Origin of the sequence: Paraglaciecola aquimarina, from assembly GCF_032464635.1 — a bacterium.
GTDB lineage: Bacteria > Pseudomonadota > Gammaproteobacteria > Enterobacterales > Alteromonadaceae > Paraglaciecola > Paraglaciecola aquimarina.
On sequence record NZ_JAWDIO010000002.1, the window covers coordinates 1,105,210 to 1,117,737 of the forward strand.

Consider the following 12,528-nt stretch of genomic DNA (forward strand, 5'->3'; position numbering starts at 1 on the left):
AAAAATATATTTTGCTTTACACATCTTTTAATAGTTTGATATCTAAATAAACCAAATTAAATCTAAGAGAGACGCCATGAGACGCTGTGCTTTATTAACCACCGATCATCTGGAAGACTATTTTGTCTATGACCAAATGTTAATTGAGCCGTTTAAACAAAAGGGGTGGTTAGCTGAGGAAGTCTCTTGGCGTAATGAGCAAGTCGATTGGTCGCAGTTTGACGTAGTGCTGATCCGGAGTACCTGGGATTACCAACAAGATGTAACTAAGTTTTTAGCTAAGTTAGCCCAAATTAGCCGTACCAGCGCCCAACTAGAGAATAGTCTTAAAATTGTCGAGTGGAATATTAGTAAAGGCTATTTAAAAGAATTACAAAGTCAGGGCGTTAATATAGTGCCAACCCTATGGTTCGATAATTTTGATTACGAGCAGCTTAGCCAGAGTTTTGCGCACTTTGTTACCGGTGAATTGGTTATTAAACCTATGGTTAGTGCCGGCGCGGATTTTACCTACCGTCTAAGCCTGGCGAATTTAGCTCAGCTAAGGCAAGAGTTGAGTGAAGTATTTGCTACTAGGGCGTTTATGGTGCAGCCTTTTTTAAATGGAATTGTCAATGAAGGTGAGTACTCACTGTTTTATTTTTCTGGTGAATTTAGCCACGCTATTTTGAAAAAACCTAAAACAGGTGATTTCAGAGTGCAAGAAGAACACGGCGGTTTACTGCAGACCGTGCAGCCCTCAGATGAGATGTTAGTGGTTGCCCGACATTGTTTAGCTGCACTACCTGAAGATGTTTTCTATGGGAGGATTGATTTGGTCAGACATAGTGATGAGTTTGTTGTTATTGAAATTGAACTAATTGAGCCTTCACTTTATTTTAATATGGATCCTGCATCCCCACAGCGGTTTGTTGATGCTTTTATTCAGCGATTTGGCTGAACTATTGGTTACTGCTACTTTAGTTACATTGCACAATTAATTGTTAACAATATGTTTGGTCTACTGTATGCTGATGTTTATGAAATGTTAACGGTGAGTGCTGTGTACTCACTTTTCTATAATAAACGAGGCACACACCATGTTGAAAGCAATCCCCTGGTTGTTAGTCACTACCGGTTTAACGGTTCTTCCTATTAGTGCGTTAGCTAAAACGGAAGCTGTGGTTAACCTAAATGTTAAACACTCTGTGGGCGGAAAAGACACCTTCGATCGGCAAAAATATATAACCATTCATTCTACTCTGTCTGACAATGATTGGGTGGGAGAGGGTGACCAATTGAAATATCTAATGGACGACCTTGATGTGTATTTTGGTCGTGATAACGGAGGGCCGGGCTGGAATTTTAATCAGGCGGCTGAAGACCCTAGCAATCCTGGTTATGCAGATCCTGACAAGATTGTTGAGCGTGGTAGAAGCGCGCGAGAAGATGCTTGGGGAGTCAATCGTTCATTTCTCCACCAATATGATGGTCGAGGCGACATTATGGTTGGTGGGCAACCCATACCTCATTGGTTAGGAACCGTTACACCACATGCAAATAGTGGCCTCGAGCCATGGCAAGCCGCTGGTGCAGATGCGGTAGGGGATTTCCTAGGCCAGTATATGAATGAATTTTTCCGCAGTGAGGGAGAAGCTGTTACTGATGGGCATTTACGCCCCCACTATTTTGAAGTACTGAACGAACCACTTTATCAGTTAACTGACGATCCTGGATACATTGGCCTAACTGAATCGACCGATCCTATTGATATTTTTAACTTCCATAAGGATGTTGCGACTGCGTTTCGTCGACACAATACTGATGTGAAGATTGGTGGATTTACTGTGGCATTTCCTCGATTTGAAGTAAGAGACTTTGATCGTTGGGAAGAGCGAATGAAGTTGTTCATTGATACTGCTGGTCAGCACATGGACTTCTATTCAACCCATTTTTATGACTTGCAACCTAATGATAAATTCAAGGGAGGGCGTATCGAGGCCACTTTGGATATGATCGATCACTACTCTCTTCTTGCGTTAGGCGAAACGAAAGAGCATGTTATTTCTGAATATGGGGGACGTAATCAACCATTGGAAAGAGACCCTTGGTCACCTTTGCGTGATTGGTGGTTTTTAAAAGCGGCTAGCCCAATGTTGATTCAATTTATGGATCGCCCAGATACAATTGCCAAAACGATCCCTTTTATTCCAGTAAAAGCGGAGTGGGGACGAAAAAGCGACACAGTACCATATCCTTGGCGTTTATTCAGACGGCAGCATGAAGGTGCAGGCGAAACCGGTGATGACTGGGTTTTCACCGATATGGTTAAATTCTATGAACTATGGTCAGACGTAAAGGGCACTCGAGTTGATTCCTATACGACTAACCCTGATATTTTAATGGACAGCTATGTAGCGCAAGACAAACTTTATGTGATTTTTAGTAATTTAACTGAACAAGCAGAAACACTATTGTTGCATCAGTACGGTTCGGCCGATGCCACTATTCAAGGAGTAAAAATCAAGCATCTGTATCTGCACGGCATTAAGCCTAAGTTAGATGTTATTAACGCAGCGGGTGCTATGGATACCTTTGAGCTTGCACCTGAAGCGACCGCTATCATTGAGTACACCTATACCTCAGATATTAATATTGACCAAACATCTTCTGAAACTAAGTATTTTGCCAGCGAGTATCTCAAAGACATTTCTGCAAGTGTTGCTAACCAGTTTGAAATATCAGCGGTACAAACCAGTGAATTGGGTGAAGCCATTTTACGTATTGCGGTGGGGCGTGATCATGGTAAATCATTAACACCAAGGGTGACATTTAATGGACAGATACTGACTTCTGTTGCGCAAATTTCTGGTGATAACCAGTTAGCACGTGACCGTTTCTTTGGCTTGTTAGAAATTCCAGTACCCTATGATTTAGTCAAACAGAATAACCAAGTTGATATTACGTTTCCTGATGCTGGTGGCCATATTGCCAGTGTAAATATGAAAGTGTTTAATTTTGATAGTGATATTCGTCCAGAAGGCGGTGCCGTAAGCGGTATGTTTATTACAGCTGCCACTGACATATTACCTGTTGGCCAAACTATGCAGGTGAATGCATCGGTTACACCTTTCTTTGCTACTGATCAAACTTTTGTGCTCTCTTCTAGCGATGACACTATTGCTACTGTTTCTTCTGCTGGAGTGGTAACAGGTCTTAAAGCTGGGGTAGTTTCTATTATCGCTACATCTACAGATGGCGGTTTTCAAGCAGAAGTGACCGTTACAGTAGAAGAACCAGTCGCAGCAAGTTTGGGCTTCGATGATAGATCTGTTTACTTAAGTACTAGCTATAACGTGGATACTGGCATGCAAGTTACCACTCACTATGAAGCTGGCACCGGTTATAAAGTAACAAGTTCTTTAAATGGCGTGAAATACTTACTTCGTCATATGAGTTCGGGGTGGAAAGTTATTAAGGATATTGAAGTCAATGATACTAGTGCTATTGGCAAACAGCGTGGTACTTCGACGGTTAATATCCCATTAGATGGCTTAACACCAACGGATGAATTGCAGAATGGCGAGTTTTATTTCTTGTTTATTCGGATGAACTCATCAGCTGGTGTCACAAAAGAGATTAATGCGTTCCCAATTAAAATTGAAAAAGACGAGGGTGTTATAGAGCCTGGCTTGCAATGGGATGACTCTGATAAGTACAGAACAACCACTTATACTACTGATAGTACGTTGGATGTTGTTGTTGATTTTGAAGCAGGTAACGGTTTGACTGTTGCTAGTGATTCTGTTGGTGTTAGATTTTACCTTAGAGAAATGGACGGGACATTTACTACGGTATTTAATGATGTGACGGTTTCTGATCCTAGTGCAGTGGATCAGCAAAGCGGTCAAGCTAGTGCATCTATTCCTCTAGATGGGTTAACGCCAAGTACAAGCCTACCTGAAGGTCATTTCTATTTCTTATTTGCTCAGTTCATGTCTTCTGACGGTGCGACACATAATATTAACGGTATTGCGCCGATTAATATTGAGCAAGGTGTGGTACCTGCGTCATTTACACTCGATGATATTAATAAGTATCGCAGCACTGAATATGTGGTGGGTGGCACTATGGACGTGACGACAAACTATGAGATGGGAACTGGAAATACCGTGACTGCTAAATACAACGGTATTCGCTATTTTCTAAGGCATATGGAAGCAGGCTGGACTCGAGTTGTTAAAGATATTGTAGTGGAAGATTCTGCAGCAATTGGTAGCCAAAGTGGTGTATCTCAGGTGAGCATTCCGCTTGCCGGTGCCACCCCATCAGACGAACTTCCCGCTGGTGATTTCTACTTCCTATTCATCAAAGTTGAATCCTCTGATGGCAATGAATACGACATCCCTGTATCAGGTATTACTATTTTGCCTCCGGCGTCGGTTCAAGGTGACTGGGACGAAGATGGTGATGTGGACAGTATGGATGTGCGAGGTTTAATGGGAGCAGTGTTGAGTAGACAGGCAGTAGATCTTGCTTTTGATATCAATGGTGACGAAGTAGTGAACATGCTGGATGTAAGAGCGCTTGCACCCATGTGTACACGTGCCCGTTGTGCCACTAACTAAGAATGTTACGGAGTAATAAAAATGAGAATATATAAATTGTTAGCGTCGTGTATGTTGTTAATTGGTCTTCAAGCGAATGCCAATATGATTTCAATAGAACTGGATAATCCTTCGGTGTCGGTAGGTGAAACGGTGAATGTGAGCTTATTAGCGAACTTTACGGATGCGGTAGACACCATCGACTTTGAGTTTCTATTCGACAATAGCCTATTTAGCTTTGTGAGTGGCTCAGAAGCAAGTGATTTACCGAATGATGGTTTTCTTAATTTCTTTAGTGCGGTGCCAAATACAGTAGGGCTGGGTTTAGGTTTTGTGTCTTTTGAAAGCACAGTGACAGGGAGCTTTTTGTTTGCTTCGTTTCAGCTTGAACGAACGAGCGCAGGTGTGACAGAGTTTTCACTACAAAGTAACGTGTTATCTGACTTTTTAGGGAATGACTACATGTTGGAGCCAGTGAATGCGATGGCTGTGTCAGCGCCGAGCACAGCGGGTTTGTTTGCTTTAGCTGGCCTAGCTTTATTGGGCCTACGTCGCAAGGCTTAACATTGTTAACGTATTAACAAGCAGTAAATTCATGTTTACTGCTTGTTTTATTTCTCTCCCGCTTTAATAAAACTAATCATGCTCCGAAGCTTTGATTACATGACTTCTAACCATACATATTGTCATTTATATATAATTAATCTACTTGAAATATAATTTTACATTGTTAAGTTATTGTGTAAACATTGTTAACAATCTAATGTCTTTTGTATTAAGTGGTTTGATTGGCTTTGAAGGCGATAGAGATTTTAGCTAACTTTCAAATAGAAGAGTTTTAAAGTAATGAAATTAAATACGTCGAAAAAGTTTACCTTGAGCGTGCTTGCGTTGGTTTGCTCACTAGGTGCTTCAGCAAAAACTATCTATGTAGATACCAGCGGAGATGATGCCAACAATGATGGCTCAGAAATCGCGCCATATGCTACATTTCAAAAAGCGAATGCCAATTTGGTGGCGGGCGATACCCTTATCGTTGGCGGTGGCGTTTATCGGCAAACCATGAAAATCACTGCATCAGGAACCGCAGAAGCGCCAATACTTGTTCGCGCTAAAACAGGCGAAAATGTTGTCATTAAAGCCACTGAAGAAATCTCTGGTTGGACTCATTACACTGGTGATATCTATTCTGCAAATGTAAATATGGACATAACAGAATGGTCTCGTAATATTTATCAAAATGGCGAATTGATGCAAATTGCTCGCTGGCCAAATGATGTGGATAACGATGCGTATACAATTGACACTCATGTTATTAATGAATTAAGTACTGCCAGCAGTATTAAAGTGAGTGGCGTACCTGACGTGGATCTAACTGGTGGATACATGTGGTATTTAGGGCAGCATTCAGGCACCTCTTGGACAAAACAAATTACCTCTAATACCGCTTCAGAAATTGTATTTCCTGAGATTAACGTAGCAAGATGGCCATACAGCAATCATAATCCAGCGGAGTTTTTCGAAGGTGGTTATGGTCGATTCTACGTATATGGCAAATTGGCTTTGTTAGATCATCCTCGTGAATGGCATTACGATGCGAATACACAGACCCTTTATTTCCAATCAGTTGATGGCAGTATGCCGAGCGACTCGTCTGTCGAATATACTGCGCGCGAGCGAGCAATAGAGATAAATGGTAGTCATGTAGATGTTGAAGGAATTAGTGCTTGGGGTGGTAACGTTAAGCTTAATGGCCGATATATTCGATACGCTAACTCAAATGTTACTTATGGTAGCCAGCGTCGTAATAACTATGCGCCGGATTCAGGTGCATCAATTACTGATGGCTCAATTAATGTCATTGGTATGCATAATTTAGTCGAAAATAACGTTGTGCATCATGGTTCTAACAATGGTATTCATGTTGCTGGCTGGGCGAACGCCGGTGATTTTGCAGTTATTCAAAATAACGAAATTCGTTATTTTGACACGCTAGGTATTCACGCTAGCCTCATCCGCTCTAATGGCGATAATGTAAAAATACTCAAAAATACTGTATCTCATGTTGGTCGTGATGCAATTTATGTGTCTGGGTTTAACAATGAGTTTGCCTACAATGACGTGTCTTACGCCGGTATGATCAATAACGACGGCGGGTTGTTTTATACGGTTGGTAACACCGAAAATAGAAATATCGAAGTTCACCACAACTGGTTTCATGATGCTATGCGCCGTGACTATCATGATCAAAAAATGGCAGGTATTTATTTAGATAACGACAGTAAAGGCTTTTTAGTTCACCACAATGTTGTTTGGAATGTGCCTTGGACTGGGTTGCAGCTAAATTGGGATAATTGGGATAACCACATGTATCACAACACCTTTATTGATGTTGGAGGTGCGATGGGGGAATGGATTAACGGCCGTAATCCTCGAGACAATAGAGTTTGGAACAACTTTAGTACTGATGCAGACTGGATACGTAGTGACGCTTACGATTTAGACAGCAATATTATTTCTGCATTGAGTCAATTCGTTAATGCGGATGGTCATGACTTTATGCCCCATGCCACTTCTTTACTATTAGATGCAGGGCGGGTTATTGATGATGTTGAAGGGTTCAATAAAGCATTTGCCGGTACAGCGCCAGATGTTGGGGCTTATGAAGCTGGTGGTACACTATGGACAGCTGGAATTAATGCCATTGAAGATACCTGCAATACTTGTTTGTCTGATCCAAATAGTGCGCCGGTACACCCACCTGTTGCAGCTTCTATCATGTTCGATAATAGAGGCGAATATTTAAGTACAGATTATGATGCGGGCTCTTCTATGCAAGTATCGGTTAATTATGATGCGGGTACAGGTCATAAGGTTACTGATGTGTTAGGCGGGGTAAGGTTCTACCTTCGAACCATTGATACTACGACAGGGGATTGGATAACGGTATCTGAAGTTTCTGCGGAAGATGCAACCGCTATTGGCCAAAGAGCAGGTTCGGCTACGGCAACCCTCTCTCTTGCAGGTTTAGTGCCTTCACAAGACTTACCAGACAATCAATTTTATTACTTGTTTGTGATATTTGAAGCATCAGACGGGACAAGAAAAACAGCGAGTGCCAGTCCAATCAAAATCCTACCTGACTCAAGGGTTGCCCCATCATTTGGTTTAGATGATGCGAACAAATATAGAACAACAGACTATTTTGTGGGTGGCACTATGGACGTCACTGTGAATTATGAAGTCGGGACCGGAAATACAGTAGTAGGTAATATTGGGGGGATTCGTTATTTTCTAAGACACATGAACTCTAACTGGAAAGTGATTGAAGATATCAGAGTAAACGATGGCAGTGTAATTGGTACCCAGTCTGGAATATCTCAAGTAGCAATTCCTTTGGCAGGGGTTGTACCTACTGCAGATTTACCTGAAGGTGATTTCTACTTCTTATTTGTCAGTATTGCATCATCCGATGGCACCACAACTAATACTCAAGTACGTGGCATCAATATTCTTTCTGCCCCGGCGTCGGTTCAAGGTGACTGGGACGAAGATGGTGATGTGGACAGTATGGATGTGCGAGGTTTAATGGGAGCAGTGTTGAGTAGACAGGCAGTAGATCTTGCTTTTGATTTCAATGGTGACGAAGTGGTGAATATGTTAGATGTAAGAGCGCTTGCACCCATGTGTACACGTGCCCGTTGTGCCACTAACTAAGAATGTTACGGAGTAATAAAAATGAGAATATATAAATTGTTAGCGTCGTGTATGTTGTTAATTGGTCTTCAAGCGAATGCCAATATGATTTCAATAGAACTGGATAATCCTTCGGTGTCGGTAGGTGAAACGGTGAATGTGAGCTTATTAGCGAGCTTTACGGATGCGGTAGACACCATCGACTTTGAGTTTCTATTCGACAATAGCCTATTTAGCTTTGTGAGTGGCTCAGAAGCAAGTGATTTACCGAATGATGGTTTTCTTAATTTCTTTAGTGCGGTGCCAAATACAGTAGGACTGGGTTTAGGTTTTGTGTCTTTTGAAAGCACAGTGACAGGGAGCTTTTTGTTTGCTTCGTTTCAGCTTGAACGAACGAGCGCAGGTGTGACAGAGTTTTCACTACAAAGTAACGTGTTATCTGACTTTTTAGGGAATGACTACATGTTGGAGCCAGTGAATGCGATGGCTGTGTCAGCGCCGAGCACAGCGGGCTTGTTTGCTTTAGCTGGCCTAGCTTTATTGGGCATACGTCGCAAGGCTTAGTCTTAATTCCATTCAATTCTTGTTGAGTGTACATGTAGCTGAGCTTATTCAGACAAAAAAATATTAAGTTATTGAATTATATTGATATTGCTTAGCTTAAACGATACTGCTTATCCAAAACTCAGGTTAAGTAGTACAGCCTCAAACTAAAAGGCACTGGCTTGATAAGTCAGTGCCTTTAACCTTGTTTTATTCTGCAGTGTTAGCTTTCTTCAAACCAATTGAGTTTTTTATGTAAACTCACCACTGATCCTACAATAATCAATGTGGGTGGTTTTATGCCAGCTTGTTCTGCGATTTGTTGAATATTTTCTAGGGTACCAGTCACAACTCTTTGTCTTGGGGTGGTAGCTGATTGGATCATCGCTGCTGGGGTATCTGCCGCAAGGCCATGTTCGACTAGTTTTTTGCAAATAATAGGTAAGCCGGTTAAGCCCATATAAAACACTATGGTTTGGTCTTGTTGGGCTAACCCTTGCCAGTTTAGGTTAATACTGTTGTCTTTTAAGTGGCCGGTGGCAAAGACAACTGATTTGGAATGATCTCTGTGGGTCAATGGAATACCGCAATAACTGGCAGCGCCACTAGCCGCGGTAATAGCGGGTACCACTTGAAAGCTAACACCGTGCTCAATCAGAGTTTCGATTTCTTCTCCGCCTCGACCAAAAATAAAGGGGTCACCACCTTTTAACCTCACAACTCGATTACCTTCTAAGGCAAGTCTCGCCAGTAATTCGTTGATTTTTTCTTGAGGCACGGCATGGTCGCTTTTGGCTTTACCCACATAAATTTTCTCAGCATCGCGGCGCACCATTTCGAGAATTTCTGGCGATACTAAACGGTCGTACACTACAACATCTGCTTTTTGCATCAGGCGTAATGCTTTAAACGTTAATAATTCAGGATCACCCGGTCCGGCTCCTACTAAGTATACTTCGCCGCTGACGGTAGTGTTTTCTGCCGCTTCAAGTTTCTGCAAAAACTTGTCTTCGGCTTTCTGTAGGTTACCTTGATAAACACTTTCGGCGATATCGCCATCTAGCACGTCTTCCCAGAAGTATCGACGTTCGGTGACTGTTTGTAGGCGCTGCTTAACTACTTCTCTAAATCTTTCAGAAAACTGACCTAACAAGCTAACTTTATGGGGAATGACCGTCTCTAGTTTTTGCCTTAAATAACGTAATAAAACGGGCGCGACACCTCCACTACTAATCGCTATGGTGATAGGTGAGCGGTCAACTATCGAAGGCGTGATAAATTGGCACAGTGGTGTGTTGTCGACCACGTTGACTAATATTTTGTGAGCCTTGGCTTGGTCATGTATGGAAACATTAAGTTGGCTGTCGTTCGTGGCGACGAACACCATTTGCATATTTTGTAAATCAGACTCGTCATATTCTTTATTAGACAAGGTAATTTTGCCAGTTTCAGCTAACGCTTGAATGGTATTACATGCCCAAGGCGCAACCACTGTGATTTGAGCTGAACTCTTGAGTAGTAACTCTACTTTACGAGCGGCTACTTCACCTGCACCTACAACGAGGCAAGATAAATCTGTGGTGTCTAAAAAAATCGGAAAATATTTCATTTTGATTCTAACTCAAAGGGCTGAATAACTATTTTGCCTTGTATGCTGGGGCGAATAAACAGCTTATCGCTACAAATATATGTTTTTTCAGTCTATAGAAGCACAGCTACGATAAATTGCCTCAAACCAATTCCATTTGATATTTCCATAAAGTGCTGCTTTTTATGTCACGATATTTCAGGATGGAGCATTAGCCAATAAAAAAGGGACTAAAATATAGTCCCTTTTTTGATACTAGCTGTTTGACTAGCTACGGTTGTCAGGATTACCACGTTTTTTAGGTGGTTGATCTGACCATTCACGTAGGCCTAAACTTCTGCCCGCTACGCGAGTTTTAGTCAACACGTCTTGGGTTGTTCTTGGCATATCTTTGGGTAAATCAACGGTACTGAAATTGTCATAGATTTCGATAGCACCAATGTTTTTACTGTTAATATTTGCTTCGTTTGCAATGGCGCCAACTATGTTGCCTGGCTTCACACCGTGAGTGTGGCCTACTTCGATACGATAACGCTTCATTCCTTCGCTTGGTGGACCAGACTTGCGGTCACGCTTAGGGCGATCGTTGCCACGTCCGCGCTCTCTTCCGCCGCGGTCGTTACGATCGCCTCTATCATTACGATCATTTCTTGGCGGACGAGAATTTAAGTCGGGACGGTCACTTTCTTTTAGGATAAGTGGCTCGTCACCTTGAGCAATTTTAGCTAACGCAGCCATAATTACTTCTGGTGCCGCTTCAGTTTCAGCTTGAATCGATTCAACGATTGGGATCAATGTCTCGATAGATGAATCGCTGATAGCTTCAATGACACTGCTTTTGAAACGGCTCAAGCGAGTTTCATTAAGTTGTGAAATGGATGGAATTGACATCGCATCGATTGATTGCTTGGTGGCGCGCTCGATTGAGAACAACATACGTTTTTCACGGTGTGAAATAAACAATATTGCGTCACCTTCACGTCCAGCACGACCTGTACGACCAATACGGTGTACATATGATTCTGTATCGTAAGGTACGTCAAAGTTGATAACGTGACTAACCCGTTCAACATCTAGGCCTCGCGCCACAACGTCTGTCGCAACAAGAATATCAATTTTACCTTTTTTCAGGCGGTCAACGGTGCGCTCACGTGAGTTTTGAGGGATATCACCATTTAGCGGTTCCACTGCGTAGCCACGAGCAGATAGCTTTTCAGCTAATTCCATTGTGGCAGTCTTAGTACGCACAAAAATAATAGCGCCATCAAAATCTTCAACTTCCATTATACGCGTCAAAGCTTCCATTTTGTGATGGCCTGCAACTTGGCAGTAGCGTTGGCGAATTGTGCTAGCGGTGGTCACTTTAGATTCGATCTTAACTTGTTTAGGATCGTTTAAGTAACGCTTAGTAATTTTGCGGATAGGGTCAGGCATCGTCGCTGAGAATAACGCTGTTTGGCGCTGTGCAGGTGCATGGCTCAAAATCCATTCTACGTCGTCGATAAAGCCCATACGTAACATTTCGTCTGCTTCGTCCAATACTAAGAATTTTAATTTATCTAATTTAAGCGTGTTCTTCTTAATATGGTCAATAACACGACCTGGTGTTCCTACAACAACTTGTGCCCCACGTCTTAGTTGGCGAATTTGGTTGTCATAAGATGAACCACCGTAAACAGGCAATACGTTAATTTTCTTAGAAAAACTAGCGTAAACTTGAAAAGCTTCAGCAACCTGAATCGCTAATTCACGAGTTGGTGCTAACACCAATAACTGGGTGTTTTTATCGTCTGGATCAATGTTCGCTAACATGGGTAATGCAAAAGCGGCTGTTTTACCAGTACCGGTTTGAGCCGTACCTAAAAGGTCATGGCCGTTTAAAATAATCGGAATACTTTCAGCTTGAATAGGCGTAGGTTTTTCATAACCGACTTTTTCTAATGCTTGTAGCAGTTCTTCGGGTAGGTTTAAATCTCTAAATGTAATATCAGATGTGGTAGTCATCAAGGTTCCCAGGGTACAGGCAGGCACAGCATTATTTGAATCGGTAATACAATTTCTAAAATCGGTAATACAATTATTTAAGGCGAAGCCGGCACGGTTTCAAAGGTCAAA

7 protein-coding genes are annotated in these 12,528 nt (G+C 42.1%); 5 read left to right on the forward strand and 2 right to left on the reverse strand.

Translation table 11 applies throughout. The features are described from left to right. Positions 1-76: 76 nt before the first annotated feature. The 5 genes from RS130_RS06095 (at position 77) to RS130_RS06115 (ending at position 8,846) form a co-directional block, all read left to right on the forward strand. Positions 77-940 (forward strand): ATP-grasp domain-containing protein, encoded by an 864-nt coding sequence (locus tag RS130_RS06095; RefSeq protein WP_316025218.1) that lies wholly within the window; start codon positions 77-79, stop codon positions 938-940. A 139-nt stretch (positions 941-1,079) separates the two neighbouring features. Continuing rightward, entirely contained in the window at positions 1,080-4,607 is a 3,528-nt protein-coding gene (locus tag RS130_RS06100) for an Ig-like domain-containing protein (protein ID WP_316025219.1), read from the forward strand. Positions 4,608-4,628: 21 nt separating this feature from the next. Next, complete coding sequence (locus RS130_RS06105) at positions 4,629-5,150, forward strand: cohesin domain-containing protein (RefSeq protein WP_316025220.1); 522 nt, start codon at positions 4,629-4,631, stop codon at positions 5,148-5,150. A gap of 282 nt (positions 5,151-5,432) precedes the next feature. Next, positions 5,433-8,303, forward strand: a complete 2,871-nt coding sequence (locus RS130_RS06110; protein WP_316025221.1) for a right-handed parallel beta-helix repeat-containing protein — start codon at positions 5,433-5,435, stop codon at positions 8,301-8,303. Positions 8,304-8,324: 21 nt separating this feature from the next. Then, a complete protein-coding gene (locus tag RS130_RS06115) occupies positions 8,325-8,846 on the forward strand; it encodes a cohesin domain-containing protein (RefSeq protein ID WP_316025222.1) in 522 nt (173 codons plus the stop codon). A gap of 202 nt (positions 8,847-9,048) precedes the next feature. Here RS130_RS06115 and cysG read toward each other — a convergent pair whose 3' ends face one another. Together cysG and RS130_RS06125 are read right to left on the reverse strand one after the other, a co-directional pair. Continuing rightward, on the reverse strand, positions 9,049-10,434 hold the full coding sequence (gene cysG, locus RS130_RS06120) for a siroheme synthase CysG (RefSeq protein ID WP_316025223.1): 1,386 nt from the start codon (positions 10,432-10,434) through the stop codon (positions 9,049-9,051). 246 nt (positions 10,435-10,680) lie between these two features. Next, positions 10,681-12,417, reverse strand: a complete 1,737-nt coding sequence (locus RS130_RS06125) for a DEAD/DEAH box helicase (RefSeq protein ID WP_316025224.1) — start codon at positions 12,415-12,417, stop codon at positions 10,681-10,683. Positions 12,418-12,528 lie beyond the last annotated feature (111 nt).

Coding starts and splice junctions, on each gene's coding strand:
- RS130_RS06105 (WP_316025220.1), top strand. CDS start 4,629: ATGAGAATATATAAATTGTTAGCGTCGTGTATGTTGTTAATTGGTCTT.
- RS130_RS06125 (WP_316025224.1), bottom strand. CDS start 12,417: ATGACTACCACATCTGATATTACATTTAGAGATTTAAACCTACCCGAA.
- RS130_RS06100 (WP_316025219.1), top strand. CDS start 1,080: ATGTTGAAAGCAATCCCCTGGTTGTTAGTCACTACCGGTTTAACGGTT.
- RS130_RS06115 (WP_316025222.1), top strand. CDS start 8,325: ATGAGAATATATAAATTGTTAGCGTCGTGTATGTTGTTAATTGGTCTT.
- cysG (WP_316025223.1), bottom strand. CDS start 10,434: ATGAAATATTTTCCGATTTTTTTAGACACCACAGATTTATCTTGCCTC.
- RS130_RS06110 (WP_316025221.1), top strand. CDS start 5,433: ATGAAATTAAATACGTCGAAAAAGTTTACCTTGAGCGTGCTTGCGTTG.
- RS130_RS06095 (WP_316025218.1), top strand. CDS start 77: ATGAGACGCTGTGCTTTATTAACCACCGATCATCTGGAAGACTATTTT.